This is a genomic window from Roseovarius aquimarinus (assembly GCF_043661195.1).
Lineage (GTDB): Bacteria > Pseudomonadota > Alphaproteobacteria > Rhodobacterales > Rhodobacteraceae > Roseovarius > Roseovarius aquimarinus.
This window is the reverse complement of the sequence record NZ_JBIHMM010000003.1, coordinates 34,557-48,515: the sequence shown is the minus strand read 5'-3', so window position 1 is coordinate 48,515 and position 13,959 is coordinate 34,557. Positions and strand designations below refer to the sequence as shown.

14 protein-coding genes are annotated in these 13,959 nt (G+C 65.7%); 10 read left to right on the top strand and 4 right to left on the bottom strand.

The window, feature by feature from the left end; translation table 11 throughout:
* The first annotated feature begins 132 nt into the window (after positions 1-132).
* Positions 133-2,301: a response regulator gene (locus ACGRVM_RS10825; protein ID WP_377171500.1), complete on the top strand. Its 2,169-nt coding sequence runs from the start codon at positions 133-135 to the stop codon at positions 2,299-2,301.
* Between the two features lie 3 nt (positions 2,302-2,304).
* Here the strand turns inward: ACGRVM_RS10825 and yaaA are convergent, their stop codons facing one another.
* The 3 genes from yaaA to ACGRVM_RS10810 all read right to left on the bottom strand — a co-directional run bounded on the left by yaaA (position 2,305) and on the right by ACGRVM_RS10810 (position 5,494).
* The gene (gene yaaA / locus ACGRVM_RS10820; protein ID WP_377171498.1) at positions 2,305-3,060 is read right to left on the bottom strand and encodes a peroxide stress protein YaaA; all 756 of its coding nucleotides are present in this window, start codon (positions 3,058-3,060) and stop codon (positions 2,305-2,307) included.
* 28 nt (positions 3,061-3,088) lie between these two features.
* Complete coding sequence (recQ, locus tag ACGRVM_RS10815) at positions 3,089-5,128, bottom strand: DNA helicase RecQ (RefSeq protein WP_377171496.1); 2,040 nt, start codon at positions 5,126-5,128, stop codon at positions 3,089-3,091.
* A gap of 78 nt (positions 5,129-5,206) precedes the next feature.
* The gene (locus tag ACGRVM_RS10810; protein ID WP_377171494.1) at positions 5,207-5,494 is read right to left on the bottom strand and encodes a YggT family protein; all 288 of its coding nucleotides are present in this window, start codon (positions 5,492-5,494) and stop codon (positions 5,207-5,209) included.
* Between the two features lie 138 nt (positions 5,495-5,632).
* Here ACGRVM_RS10810 and ACGRVM_RS10805 point away from each other — a divergent pair, with 138 nt between their 5' ends.
* The 9 genes from ACGRVM_RS10805 to ACGRVM_RS10765 all read left to right on the top strand — a co-directional run bounded on the left by ACGRVM_RS10805 (position 5,633) and on the right by ACGRVM_RS10765 (position 12,513).
* Positions 5,633-6,970: an MFS transporter gene (locus tag ACGRVM_RS10805; RefSeq protein ID WP_377171492.1), complete on the top strand. Its 1,338-nt coding sequence runs from the start codon at positions 5,633-5,635 to the stop codon at positions 6,968-6,970.
* Complete coding sequence (gene mepA / locus ACGRVM_RS10800; protein ID WP_377171490.1) at positions 6,967-7,863, top strand: penicillin-insensitive murein endopeptidase; 897 nt, start codon at positions 6,967-6,969, stop codon at positions 7,861-7,863. Before ACGRVM_RS10805 ends, mepA begins: the two co-directional genes overlap by 4 nt.
* Positions 7,864-8,181: 318 nt before the next feature.
* Positions 8,182-8,604, top strand: a complete 423-nt coding sequence (arfB, locus tag ACGRVM_RS10795; protein ID WP_377171488.1) for an alternative ribosome rescue aminoacyl-tRNA hydrolase ArfB — start codon at positions 8,182-8,184, stop codon at positions 8,602-8,604.
* A 114-nt stretch (positions 8,605-8,718) separates the two neighbouring features.
* The gene (locus tag ACGRVM_RS10790) at positions 8,719-9,330 is read left to right on the top strand and encodes a ribonuclease D (protein WP_377171486.1); all 612 of its coding nucleotides are present in this window, start codon (positions 8,719-8,721) and stop codon (positions 9,328-9,330) included.
* Positions 9,300-9,944, top strand: a complete 645-nt coding sequence (gene lptC / locus ACGRVM_RS10785; RefSeq protein ID WP_377171484.1) for an LPS export ABC transporter periplasmic protein LptC — start codon at positions 9,300-9,302, stop codon at positions 9,942-9,944. Before ACGRVM_RS10790 ends, lptC begins: the two co-directional genes overlap by 31 nt.
* Positions 9,941-10,444, top strand: a complete 504-nt coding sequence (locus tag ACGRVM_RS10780; protein WP_377171482.1) for an LptA/OstA family protein — start codon at positions 9,941-9,943, stop codon at positions 10,442-10,444. Before lptC ends, ACGRVM_RS10780 begins: the two co-directional genes overlap by 4 nt.
* Complete coding sequence (gene lptB, locus ACGRVM_RS10775; RefSeq protein WP_377171480.1) at positions 10,441-11,214, top strand: LPS export ABC transporter ATP-binding protein; 774 nt, start codon at positions 10,441-10,443, stop codon at positions 11,212-11,214. The genes ACGRVM_RS10780 and lptB overlap by 4 nt, the downstream gene beginning before the upstream one ends.
* 225 nt (positions 11,215-11,439) lie before the next feature.
* Positions 11,440-12,003, top strand: a complete 564-nt coding sequence (hpf, locus tag ACGRVM_RS10770; RefSeq protein ID WP_377171478.1) for a ribosome hibernation-promoting factor, HPF/YfiA family — start codon at positions 11,440-11,442, stop codon at positions 12,001-12,003.
* A gap of 45 nt (positions 12,004-12,048) precedes the next feature.
* On the top strand, positions 12,049-12,513 hold the full coding sequence (locus tag ACGRVM_RS10765; RefSeq protein WP_377171476.1) for a PTS sugar transporter subunit IIA: 465 nt from the start codon (positions 12,049-12,051) through the stop codon (positions 12,511-12,513).
* A 15-nt stretch (positions 12,514-12,528) separates the two neighbouring features.
* Here ACGRVM_RS10765 and ACGRVM_RS10760 read toward each other — a convergent pair whose 3' ends face one another.
* The gene (locus ACGRVM_RS10760) at positions 12,529-13,959 is read right to left on the bottom strand and encodes a sulfotransferase family 2 domain-containing protein (RefSeq protein ID WP_377171474.1); all 1,431 of its coding nucleotides are present in this window, start codon (positions 13,957-13,959) and stop codon (positions 12,529-12,531) included.

Genomic DNA, 13,959 nt, shown 5'->3' with positions numbered 1-13,959 from the left:
CGATCGCGCGGCATGGTGGCACGCGGCCCGGATTTGGGCAATGCGCTTGGCGATCGGCGTTAAGGCAATCTTCACCACCCTCGGCGCAGTCTGACGGGCAATCGCGGCACTCGGGGACGGCAGGGAATCGGCATGGAGCTTGCGGCAAGGCTGGCACAGGAAAGGCGCGCACGCCTCGCCGCCGAGCGCCTGCTGGAGCAAAAGCAGGCCGAGCTTCACGCGGCCAATCGCAAGCTGGGCAAGCATGCCCGCGCCCTCTCGGACGAGATCGTGGTGACGCGCGCCAAGGTCCAGACCGCCCTCGACGAGAACCAGCGCGTCAAGTCGGACCTTCATGTCGCGAACGAGAAGGTGCAGGTGGCCGAGCGGCGCCTTTGGCATTCCATCGAGACGATCCAGGACGGGTTCGCCTTCTTCGATGACAGCGGGCGGATGATCGCGGCCAATCCGGCCTATATCTCGGTCTTCGACGGGCTCGAGGCGATCGGGCCGGGCATCAGCTATGTCGAGATCCTGCAACTGGCCACCGAGGAAGGCGTCGTGGATATCGGCGAGCAGACGCCCGCCGAATGGCGCGAGACGATGCTGGATCGCTGGCAGAGCAACGACCCCGAGCCGACCGTGATCCGCCTGTGGAGCGGCGAATACATCAAGCTGATCGACCAGCGCGGCCATGGCGGCGACGTGGTGAGCCTCGCGCTCAACATCACCGAAACCATCCGCTACGAGGAGCGATTGAAGGAGGCCCGCGCCCGCGCTGAGGCGGCGAGCCGTGCCAAATCCTCGTTCCTCGCCAATATGAGCCATGAAATCCGCACACCGATGAACGGCGTCGTCGGCATGGCGGACCTGCTCAAGGAAACGGACCTCACCGAGGAGCAGCGCCTCTATGCGGACACGATCAAGAATTCGGGCGAGGCGCTTCTGGTCATCATCAACGATGTGCTCGACTACTCCAAGATCGAGGCGGAGAAGCTGGTGCTCAAGCCCGAACCCTTCGATCTGGAGCGCTGCATTCACGAGCTCATCATGCTGATGCAGCCCAAGGCGCGCGATCAGGGCCTCGAGATCCTGCTCGATTACGATCTCTTCATGCCGACGGAATTCGTCGGCGATCCGGGCCGGATGCGTCAGGTTCTGACCAATCTCATGGGCAATGCGGTCAAGTTCACCGAGAAGGGCCACGTGCTCATCCGCGTCACCGGCACGACCGAGGCCGGCGAGGCGCAGGTGCATATCGCGGTCGAGGATACGGGGATCGGCATTCCCGCCGACAAGGTCGATCACGTCTTCGGCGAGTTCAATCAGGTGGATGACGAGCATAATCGCCGCTTCGAGGGCACGGGTCTGGGTCTTGCGATCTCGCAGCAACTGGTGCGGCTCATGGGCGGGCGGATCTGGGTGGAAAGCGCGCTCGGCGTCGGCTCGACCTTCGGTGTGCAACTGATGCTGCCTCTGGTCGAGGGGCGCGCGCCGCCCGCGCCTGCCACGTTCGGGCGGCTGGGGCGCGCGATGATCGTGGAGGGGGTGGAGGCCAATCGCCGGATACTGGAGAAGCGTCTCGGCGCCTTGGGGATCGAGACGATCCGCTGCGAGACGGGCGAGGAGGCGTTGGCGCGCATGGCGCCCGATATCGCGCTGGTGCTGAGCGATCACACCCTCGCGGGGATCGACGGGCTGGAACTGGCCGAGGCGCTGCGCGCGGCGGGGCATGATGTGCCCATGATTCTGATGAGCGACAATACCGGCTATGCGGCGCAGGATCCGGCGCGCCCGCTCCTGCATGCGGTGCTGCAAAAGCCGGTATCGCGTCAGGATCTGTCAGATGCGCTGATGGGACTGGAGGCGAGGATGCCCGAGGCGCAGCCCGTCCCGGCGCGGCCGCTGCGCGTTCTGGCGGCGGAGGACAACAAGACGAACCGGCTCGTCTTCTCCAAGATGCTCGCCGGTCTCGATATCGAGCTGACCTTCGCCGAGAACGGCGTCGAGGCGGTCGAGGCGTTCCGCAGCCTCATGCCCGATATCGTGTTCATGGACATCTCGATGCCGCTCATGGACGGCAAGGAGGCGACGGGGCATATCCGGGCGTTGGAGCGCGAGAGGGGCGGGCATGTGCCCATCGTGGCGATGACGGCGCATGCGATGGACGGCGACGATGCGGGCATTCTCGCCGCCGGGCTCGATCATTACCTGACCAAGCCGCTGCGCAAGGCGGCTCTTGTGGAGCATATCCTCGCGGCGTGTCCGGAGGGGGCGCGCCCGCCCGTTCCGCCCGTCCCGCGCGAGGCCGAGGCGGGCTGAGGCTCAGGCGGCCCTGCGCAAGAACGCGGGCTTGCCGTCTTCGGAATGCTCGGGGCTGTGCTTGTAGCCGCCCGTGTCGAACTCCAGAAGCGCGTCCGGATCGCGCAGGCGGTTCTGGATGATGAACCGCGCCATCGCGCCGCGCGCCTTCTTCGCGTAGAAGCTGACGATCTTGGGCTGGCCGCCCTTGTCCTCGAGGAAGACCGGCGTGATGACCCGCAGCTTGAGCGCGTTCAGGTCGACCGCGCCGAAATACTCCTGACTGGCGCAATTCACCAGAACCTCGGCGCCCACGTCCGCGGCGTGCCGGTTCAGCGCCTCGGCGATCCTGTCGCCCCAATAGTCGTAGAGCGACTTGCCCCGCTCTGTCTTCAGCTTGCTACCCATCTCGAGCCGGTAGGGCTGGATCGCGTCGAGCGGGCGCAGAACACCGTAGAGGCCCGACAGGATACGCAGGTGGTTCTGCGCCCAGGCCATCTCATCCGCATCGAGGCTGCCGGCCTCGAGGCCCTGATAGGTATCGCCTGCGAAGGCGAGCGCGGCGGGCTTGCTCTCCATCTCGCCGAAACTGGCGAAGCGCTCGGCATTCAGCTTGGCGAGGTCGGCGCTGATATGCATGAGCTTGGCCAGCTCGTCCTGGCTCAGCCCGTTCGCCACTTGGGCGAGCGCCTTGGCGTCCTTGGCGAAGCCGGGCACCGTCGCGGCGGTGTCGGTCGGCGACATGTCGAGCTTCTTGGCGGGCGAGATGGTGACGAGCATGGGCAATCCTTTTCGGCTTGCTCCTGATCTAGTCCGCCTCTTGCAGAACGTCCAGAAAGGCAGGGCCGAAACGCTCGGCCCGCTTGTCGCCGAGGATGCGGGCCATTTGCGCCGCATCGCGCGGGCGTTGCTCGGCCACGCGGGTGATGAGGCTGGTGCCGCAGCTCAAGGGCTTGTCCAGCCCGCCTTCGCCGCGTTCGAGATTGCGCTGCACCTCGATCAGCCGGTCGAAGAGGCTGCCCGCCGCGCGCCCGGCCAGCTTGCGCCGCGCCGGGTGCATCTGCGCTGCCTCGCCGTTGATCACCTCGAGAAAGGCGTCGCCATATTGCTCGAGCTTCTTGGCGCCGACACCGCCGATGCGGGCCATCTCGTCGAGGCTCGCGGGCCGCGCTTCGGCCATCTCGATGAGAGTGCGGTCGTTGAAGACGATGTAGGCGGGCACGCCTTGCGCCTCGGCGAAGGCGCGGCGCTTGGCCTTGAGCGCCGAGAGGAGCGGCGCGTCCTCGTCCGAGACGAGCGCCTTGACCGCCGGGCGGCGGTCCCCCGCGTGGACCATGTCCTTGCGCAGGGTGATTTCCGCTTCGCCCTTGAGGATGGGAACGGCCGGATCCGTCATGCGCAGCGCGCCGTGCCGCTCGGGATCAGGACGGACGAGGTCATGGCCCATCATCTGCCGAAAGATGGCCTGCCAGCTGCCCTTCGACAGATCCTTGCCGACGCCGAAAGTCGGCAGATCATCATGGCCGCGCTGGCGCACCTTCTCGGTCGCCTTGCCGGTGAGGATGTCTATGAGATGCCCCGCGCCGAAATACTCGCCCGTCCGCAGGATGGCCGAGAGCGCCTTGCGCACCGCCTCGGTGCCATCGAACGTGGCGGGAGGCGTGTCGCAGAGATCGCAATTCCCGCAAGGCTCGGCGGTCTCGCCGAAATAGCCGAGCAGTTTCACGCGCCGGCATTCCAGCGCCTCGGCAAGGCCCAGAAGCGCGTTCAGCCGCGCATGATCGGCCATACGCCGCTCGGGCGGCGCGAGCCCCTCGTCGATCTGGGAGCGGCGGAGGCGGATATCGTCGGGACCATAGAGGGTCAGCGTCTCGGCGGGGGCGCCGTCGCGGCCCGCGCGGCCGATTTCCTGATAGTAGCTCTCGATGGACTTGGGCAGATCGGCATGCGCGACCCAGCGGATATCGGGCTTGTCGACGCCCATGCCGAAAGCCACCGTCGCCACCACGATCAGCCCGTCCTCGGCGTTGAACCGCGCCTCGACCTCGCGGCGGGTATCGGCCTCCATCCCGCCATTATAGGCGACGGCATTGTGCCCGCCCTCGCGCAGCGCCTGCGCGAGCGTTTCGGTGCGCGCGCGGGTGCCGCAATAGACGATGCCGGATTGCCCTTTGCGCGCGCGGGCGAAATCCATGATCTGGCGGCGCGGGCTGTCCTTGGCCTGAAAGGCGAGGTGGATATTGGGCCGGTCGAAGCCGTGCAGGAACCGCTCGGGTGCCGCGCCATCGAACAGCTTCTCGATGATTTCGTCCTGCGTCTCGGCATCCGCCGTCGCGGTGAAGGCGGCCAGCGGCACACCGAGGGCGCGGCGCAATTCGCCGATGCGCAGGTAGTCGGGCCGGAAATCATGGCCCCACTGGCTGACGCAATGCGCCTCGTCCACGGCGATGAGACCCACATTGATGCGCCGCAGCATGCCCATGGCCGAGCCGGCGGCAAGCCGCTCGGGCGCGATGTAGAGAAGCTTGAGCCGGCCCTCCTCCAGCGCGGCCCAGACCTCGGCCGTTTCCTCCTCGGTATTGCCTGAGGTGAGCGTCCCGGCCTCGACGCCCGCGGCCCGGAGGGCGCGGACCTGGTCGCGCATCAGCGCGATCAGCGGCGAGATGACCACCGTCACGCCCTCTCGCATCAGCGCGGGCAGCTGGAAACAGAGCGATTTGCCGCCGCCCGTGGGCATGATGGCCAGCACGTTGCGCCCGCCCGCCACGGCGGTCACGATGTCCTCCTGACCGGGGCGGAAGGCGTCGAATCCGAAGATGTCCCTCAGGAGGGTGGCAGCGGGGGGCATGGGCTGTCCTGCAAGTGGCGTCTGCTCTTACAGGAGTATTTTCACACTAAGATTCGGTGAACAAGTCCCGAGGCCGTCTCAGGCCAGACCGAAGATGACCGGCAGCACATAGGCGCGCAGCGAGATCACGATGATCAGCGCGACGAGCGGCGCGAGGTCGAGCGGGCGCGTGTCGGGCAGGATGTTGCGGATCGGCTGATAGATCGGCTCGAGCAGGCGGTTGAGGCCTTCCCAGATTTGCGCGACGATGGGCTGGCGCAGGTTGAGCACCTGGAAATTGATCAGCCAGCTCATGATGATATGCACGATCATCACGAAATAGACGACGCTGAGAATGAGTTGCAGCGGTCCGTAGATTGCCAGCATGTCGTGCGTTCCTCGATAAATCCTGCTTCGAATTAGGACGCGGCGCCGCAAAGCGCAAGGGCGCGGCCATGAATGGCTTGCCCGATGCAGTGCCGCCCTGCCATACCATCGCGGCAGGGATCTGGATGCGGGGACGACATGACAGCCATCAGCAAGCGTCGGCGCATCTGGGGGTGGTTCTTCTTCGACTGGGCGAGCCAGCCCTACAATACGTTGCTCATCACCTTCATCTTCGCGCCCTACATGAACGAGTTGATCGGCGACGGCGCGCAGGCGCAGACGGTCTGGGCCTTCGGTATCGCGGCGGGCGGCGTCATCATCGCGCTGGGCGCGCCGGTGCTGGGCGCGATGGCGGATCATTCGGGCGCGCGGCTCAGGTGGATATGGGGCTTTTCGGCGATGTACGTCCTCGGCGCCTTCGGCATCTGGTGGGCGGTGCCGGGCGATGTGAACGTCCTGCTGATCCTCTGCTTTTTCGTGCTCGGCATGATCGGGATGGAGTTCGCGACGATCTTCACCAATTCGATGCTGCCCGATCTGGGCCGCCCGGACGAAATCGGGCGCATCTCGGGCAATGGCTGGGCTTTCGGCTATCTCGGCGGGCTGGTGGCGCTGCTCATCATGCTCCTGTTCTTCGCCGAGGGCGCGCAGACGGGCCGCACGCTGATCGGCTTGCCTCCCGCGTTCGGGCTCGATCCGGAGATGCGCGAGGGCACACGGTTCGTCGGGCCGCTCACGGGGCTTTGGTATGCCGTCTTCATGATCCCCTTCTTTCTCTGGGTGCGCGATCCGCGCCCGATCCGGCAGGGCGCGGGGGCGGTGCGCCGCGCGCTGGCCGAAGTGATCGGGACGGTGCGGGCCTTGCCGCAGACGCCTTCGATGTTCTCCTATCTCGGCGCGTCGATGTTCTACCGCGATGCGCTGAACGGGATCTATTTCTTCGGCGGCATCTATGCCTCGGGCGTGCTGGGCTGGAGCGTGGTCGATGTCGGCATCTTCGGCATCCTCGCGCTGATTTCGGGGGCGGTCTTCGCCGCGCTGGGTGGGCATGCGGACGATCGCTTCGGACCGAAGGCGGTCATCACGGGGGCGATCCTCGTGCTGCTGATCGTCGCGATCGTGATCGCCACGATCTCGCGCGGCTCGGTCATGGGGATCGCGCTGCCCGAGGGGTCGGCCCTGCCGGATATCCTATTCTACGTCTGCGGCATCCTGATCGGCGCGGCGGGCGGGGTACTTCAATCGGCGAGCCGGTCGATGATGGTTCGGCAGGCGCGGGCGGGGCACATGGCAGAATCCTTTGGTCTCTACGGCCTTGCCGGCAAGGCGACCGCCTTCATCGCGCCGATGCTCATCGGGATGGCGACGGCGGCCTCGGGCAGTCAGCAAATCGGCGTGACGCCACTCATCGGGCTTTTCGCATTGGGGCTGGTGCTGCTATCCTTCGTGAAACCGGAAGGAGATCGACCGACATGAGGACATGCATCAAGGCGCTTGCCGCCCTTCTCTGCCTCGCGGGCGTGCCGGCCTACTCCCAGGGCGTGCCGGCCAGCATGCAGGGCAAGGACGCCAAGCAGTTCTTCGGGGCGGCCAAGGTCGGCTCGCAGCAGGGAGCGGCGCCCTTCGGAAGCTATGCCAAGGGCTGCATGGCGGGCGGCGTGCAACTGCCGCAGACCGGGCCGACATGGCAGGCGATGCGCCTGTCGCGCAACCGCAACTGGGGGCACCCGCAGCTGATCGACTTCGTCGCCGACCTTTCGGCCAAGGCGGCGCGGCTGCCGGGGTGGCCGGGCATCTATGTGGGCGATCTCAGCCAGCCGCGCGGCGGCCCGATGCTGAGCGGGCATCGTTCGCACCAGCTCGGGCTCGACGCGGATATCTGGCTGATGCAGCCGCCGCGCCTCGATCTCAGCATCCGCGACCGCGAGAACATCTCGGCCATTTCCATGCGCCGGGCGAACGGCGCCTACGTCAATTCCTCCTGGACCCGCGCCCAGCACGAGCTGGTCAAGGCGGCGGCCAGCGATCCGCGCGTTGCGCGCATCTTCATCTTTCCGGGCGCCAAGGTGCAGATGTGCAACGACGAGACCGGCAATCGCGACTGGCTTCGGAAGGTGAGGCCGTGGTGGGGGCATCACTATCATTTCCACGTGCGCCTCGCCTGTCCTTCGGGTGCGGCGGGCTGTGTCGATCAGGACGCGCCCCCGGCGGGCGACGGGTGTGCCGACGCGCAGCAATGGGTTCAGAACATCCTGAACCCGCCGCCGCCCAAGCCGCGCGATCCGAATGCGCCGGCACCCGCGCCGCGGCGCGAGCTGACGATGGCCGATCTGCCGCAGCAATGTGTAGGCGTTTTGCAGGCGCAATAGGCAACAGGTGGACACACCGACAACATGACGTTGAGAAAACTTCGGGCACCCCTGCATTTTGTTTTGACAAGTGCGAAATCTGTGGCAACCTGAGCCTAGTTTTCAACAGCTGAAAGGAGGTGATCCAGTGTCTACAGAGGTATTGGAGAGAGGTGTCGGAACAGTTCGGGGGACCCGTACCTGAGGCAGCCCTCGGGTAGCTGAGAACCTGAATTGGTGAGCCACCTAACCGGCCCGCCTCCTAACAACTCTAGAGGGCCGTCCCGTCATTCGGGGCGGCCCTTTCGATTATCCGCGCCCCGCCCTAGATTGATTGCCATGCTGCGCATCAACGACACTATCGCCATCGAGGATTGGGAGCTGACCGAGCAGTTCGTGCGATCGAGCGGGCCGGGCGGGCAGAACGTCAACAAGGTGTCGAGCGCGGTCGAACTGCGCTTCGAGGCCGAGCGGTCGCCCAACCTGCCCGATCCGGTCAAGCGACGGCTGCGGCGTCTCGCCGGTCGGCGCTGGACGAACGAGGGCACGCTCATCATCCAGTGCGACGAGACGCGCCATCAGGCCCGAAACCGCGAGATCGCGCGCGAGCGGCTGGCCGAGCTGATCGCGAAGGCCGCCGAGAAGCCCAAGCGCCGCATTCCGACGCGCCCCACGCTCGGCTCCAAGAAACGCCGGCTCAAGGCCAAGAAGGTGCAGGGCGAGAAGAAGGCGCTGCGCGGGCGCGTGGAAAAAGACCTCTAGACGCGCGGCAAGGCGCCGACGCGGCGGCCTCGGCGGCGGAGCGACGACCAGATACTGGTGGCTGCACCCGCAATTCCTATATATGCCTTTCCGCGAATGAACGAAGGAGCGGACATGACGAACACCCTCTATCAGGGCGATCTGCCGGACGGTCTCGACCTCGGGCCCGTGGTGGCCATCGATTGCGAGACGATGGGCCTCAACCCCCATCGGGACCGCCTTTGCGTGATCCAGATGTCGGGCGGTGACGGCAACGCGCATCTGGTGCAGGTGGCCAAGGGCCAGACCGAGGCGCCGAATCTTTGCCGGATGCTGGCCGATCCCGATGTGCTCAAGCTCTTCCATTTCGGCAGGTTCGATATCGCGGCCATGCAGAACGCCTTCGGGGTCGTCACGGCGCCGGTTTACTGCACCAAGATCGCGAGCAAGCTGATCCGCACCTATACGGACCGGCATGGCCTGAAATACCTGCTTCAGGAACTATTGAACGTGGATATCTCCAAGCAGCAGCAGAGCAGCGATTGGGGCGCCCCCGAGCTGAGCGACGCGCAGCTCGAATACGCCGCCTCGGATGTTCTTTACCTTCACCGGCTGCGCGAGGCGCTGAACACGCGTCTGGTGCGCGAGGGGCGTATGGAGATGGCGCAGGCCTGCTTCGATTTCCTGCCGACCCGCGCCGCGCTCGATCTCGCCGGGTGGCCAGAACAGGATATCTTTTCGCATTGATCCGCCGGGGCGACAATTTCCACACGCGTCTGGTCAACTGGGCCAAGATCATCCTGCCGCTCATCGCGCTGGGTCTTCTGTCGACCGTGTTCCTTTTGTCGCAAAAGGCCGAGATCACCGACACGATCCCCTTCGCCGACGTCGATCTGGTGCAGCGCGCGCATGATCAGGGTGCGACGAACCCGAGCTTCGCCGGCGTGACCACCGGCGGCGAGGAAGTGTCGTTCCGCGCCCGGTCCGTGCGGCCCGATCCGCAGGATGCGAGCCGCATTCTGGCCGACATCGCCACCGCGAGCATGCGCCTCAACGGGGGCGGCGTTGTCGATATCGTCGCGGCGCGGGGCGCGGCGGACCAATCGCGCAGGACGGCCCTGCTCGAGGGCGACGTGCAGGTGACGACGACCACCGGCTACGAGCTTCGCACCGACGCCATAAATGCGCGGTTCGATACGCTCTTCGCCGAAACGCCCGGCCCGGTCAGCGGCACCGGCCCGCCCGGATCGCTGAACGCCGGGCGCATGATCCTGACATCCGACCCTGAAACCGGGATGGCGAATTTGCAGTTCACGGATGGGGTCAAGCTGATATACAAGCCTGCAAAGCCGAAGGAATGAAGACCGTGTCACGCCTTGCCCTCGCCGCGATATTCCTGCTGTTCGTCGCCGCAGGCGGAATGGCGACCGCGCAGGGCATGCAGGTCGCCTTTGGGAGCGCCGCCGAGGAATCCGATCTGCCGGTCGAGGTCACGGCGCAGAATCTCGACGTGGACCAGAATGACGGGACAGCGGTCTTCACGGGTGACGTGCGCGTGGGACAGGGACAGATGCGGCTCGCCGCGCCGCGCGTTCTTGTCGTCTATCTCGCGGATGGCAGCGGGATCGCGCGGCTCGAGGCGACGGGTGGTGTCACGCTGGTCAGCGGAGAGGATGCCGCCGAAGCCGCCGAGGCCGATTACAATGTCGAGACCGGCATGATCGAGATGACGGGCGACGTTCTTCTGGTGCAGGGGCCCGCCGCGCTGACCTCGGACCGCATGATCGTCGATACCGTCGCGGGGACGGCCCGAATGACCGGGCGCGTCAACACGGTGCTGCAATCCGAGGCGCGCCAATGACGAAGCCGGACCTGCGCATCGCCGAGCCGTCTTCGGACCGCCCGGAAGGCGGGCTGTCGGTCCGAAACCTGCGCAAGAGCTACAAGAAGCGCACGGTCATCCGCGATGTGTCGCTGCATCTGCGCCAAGGCGAGGTGGCCGCGCTTCTCGGCCCCAACGGGTCGGGCAAGACGACGACCTTCTATGCCATCGCCGGGCTGGTCTATCCCGAGGGCGGGCATGTGCTCATCGACGGGCGGGACGTGACGAACCTGCCGATGTATCGCCGCGCCAAGATGGGCGTGGGCTATCTGCCGCAGGAAATGTCGATCTTTCGGGGCCTCTCGGTCGAGGACAACATCATGGCGATCCTCGATATCGCAGTGAGCGATGCGCATACGCGGCGCGAGCGTCTCGAAGAGCTTCTGGCCGAATTCTCGGTCGAGCATCTGCGCCGTGCGCCTGCGCTCGCGCTGTCGGGCGGTGAGCGGCGGCGCGTCGAAATCGCGCGCTGTCTTGCGGCGGACCCGAAATATCTGCTCCTCGACGAGCCCTTCGCCGGGGTCGATCCGATCAGCGTGGGCGATATCCGCCATCTTGTGGCGGATCTCAAGAAGCGCGGCATCGGCGTGCTCATCACCGATCACAACGTGCGCGAGACGCTCGAGATCGTGGACCGCGCCTATATCCTGCATGACGGGAAGGTTCTGATGTCGGGCACGCCCGGCGAGGTCGTGGCAAACGAAAACGTGCGCCGCGTCTACCTCGGCGAGAACTTTCGCATTTCATGAATCCGGCGGGCAGATTCCGCCGCCTCTTCTGCGATCATCATTGACAAGCGCGCTTGAAAGGGCGTCAATTGAGGGATGATGTTTCGAGATTTCCGAACTGGCCGCCCCTCCGGTAGGCGTTGAAATCGTTAACGAAATATCAGCTTTCAGCTGCCCTTCCCGGCCGTCCGAGGGGCGTTCTCACGCATTCGGCCGGACGTGGCACGCCTTATTGAAGGAGAGACCATGCGCTATCAAATCTCTGGCAAACAGATCGACATCGGCGAAGCCTTGCAGACCCATGTTCGGACCGAGTTGGGCGAGGCGGTCGCGAAATACGCCGAGCGCCCGACCAGCGCCAATGTCGTCTTTTCCAAAAGTGCCAGCGAATACGCTTGTGAAACCGTCGTTCATCTGTCCACCGGCCTGACGGCCCAGGCCACCGGCAAGGCGCACGAGATCTACGCCGCCTTCGATGCGGCCTGCGAAAAGATGGAAAAGCAGCTGCGCCGTTACAAGCGCCGTCTGAAGGACCACCACAAGGAGCGCGCGCAGCCGGTTGAACTCTCGGGCGGGGCCTCGTATATCCTCGCCTCGGAAGCCGAGGAAGGGGAATCGGAGCCTGACAGCCTTCAGCCCATCATCGTCGCCGAAATGGAGGCGCGCATTCCGTCGCTCTCCGTCGGGGAAGCGGTGATGCAGATGGAACTGGCAGGGGCCCCCGTTCTGGTGTTTCGAAATGAGGCGAAAAGCGGGTTGAACGTGGTCTACCGCCGCGATGACGGCAATATAGGGTGGATCGATCCGTAAAATGAGGCCTGACGGCACACGCGGTCTTGGCTGGCGGAGCAGTGAATGGACATACCCATGATCCTGAAACCCGGGGCCGTGCGCGTTCTTGGTGCAGCATCCAGCAAGAAAAGGCTGATGCATGAGCTGGGCGATATCGCCCACGCCGTTTACGGCGTGAATGCTCATGCGGCCGTCGAAGCCCTGCTCGAGCGCGAAGCGCTCGGGCCCACCGGCGTTGGGCATGGCGTCGCGCTGCCGCATGCGCGGCTCGACGATGTGGATCAGGTCGTCGGGGCGCTTGTCCTTCTGGAGACGCCGATCAATTTCGATGCGATCGACCGGCAGCCCGTCGATTTGGCCTTCGCGCTTTTCGCGCCGAAAGAGGCGGGCGTCGAGCATCTCAAGGCGCTGGCGCTGATCTCGCGCACGCTGCGCGACCCGCAGCTCTGCGCCAAGCTTCGGGCCAATCCCGATCCAGCGACGCTCTATACGATCGTCACCGAGGCGCAGGCGAACCTCGCCGCCTGAGGCGGCCCCGCCCGCTCAGGCGGGCGCCCAGCGGTCCCAACCGAACATGACGTAATCGCGCTGATAGATATCGGCGACGAGTGTCTCGATCTCGTCGTCGTAGATATCGGCCAGCGCATAGGGCGTGTCCGGCGCGGGCTTCGGTGCGGGGGCGGCGCCCGGGCGCCCGACCTGCTTGGCCAGCGCGCCGAGCTGATGGGCCATCTCGTCCTCGCGGATGATGATGTCGGGCAGGCTGAACTGCGCCATGCCTTGCAGGACCGCCGTTTGCGTCGCCCAGTTGGCATCGACGCGCACGCTGGTCTGTCCGCGCAGATTGGCGCGCAGAAATTCGAGGAAGGCGATGAAGGCGAGGTAATGCGCGCGCCTGTCATAGCTCTGGTCCGGGCCGCCGCCGGGAATGGGCAGCTTGTGGAAATTGCGCAGCACGCGCCGGATCTCGCCCAGTGCCTCCGGGCCGGGATGCAGGATCCGCCGGCAGAAGGCGGCATGGGCGCGCGCCGCCGGGTGCCGGATCACTGTGAAGGAGCGGTGGCCCGCCGCCTGCCGCATCCACTGGCGCAGCCCCTTCTGGTTCATTCCGGTGTGCAGCGCCTCGGGCGCAACCTCGTCCAGCGCGGCCATCCAGGCCATCACCTCGTCCTCCGGCCCCGACTTGACCGGCATGTAGAGGAGCGGCGCGCGATACGCGACGACATGCGCAGGCACGGCAGGGCCGCGCCGCGGCTCGAACTCGGGCGTGCGGGTCAGGTTGAAGCGGTCGAGCCCCGAGAGCGCCTCGGCCATCTCGTCGAAATTCGCCACCTTGTCCGAAAGCGGCTCGGGGTTCTGGATCTTGAGCGTGTCGCCCAGGGCGCCGAGCGCCTCGTCCGCGCCGAGAAACCGCGCGAGGCCGTTGATGATCTCGATCTCGTTCAGATCCTCGTAGGAGATGTAGAAGGCCGTCTGCCCGCTGATCTGCAAGGCGCGCTGCACCTCGAGCTGAAAGGCCTGTAGGCTGGTCACGTGCCGCTCGAACTCGGCCGCATCGAACGTCGCCTTGGCGCCCTTGCGGCGCTTGACGTTGGTCAGCTTCCACTGGCCGGTTTCCTGCGCGATCTTCCAGCTGACATAGCTCTCGGCCGGATTGCGCGTGAGCACAATCTTGGCGCAGCGCGGATCGGCGAGACAGATCTCGATCGCGCGTGCGTCGTGATCGTGGAAGAGACGAAAGCCGCCCATTCCGTTCGATTTGTCCCGAATCGTCCCGATCAGGCGCGCGGGATCGCCCTCGCGCATGGCCTGCGTGATGCCGAGGATTTCGGTCTTGTTGGGATAGCCGATGAAGGCCGGGTTGAACGCCTCGCCATGGCATTCGAAGGACTGGAACGCGTTGAGATGCGATTCCAGCAGGTTCGAGCCGGTGCGCATTTCCGCCAGCACCACGAAATAGTCGAAAACGGCCAT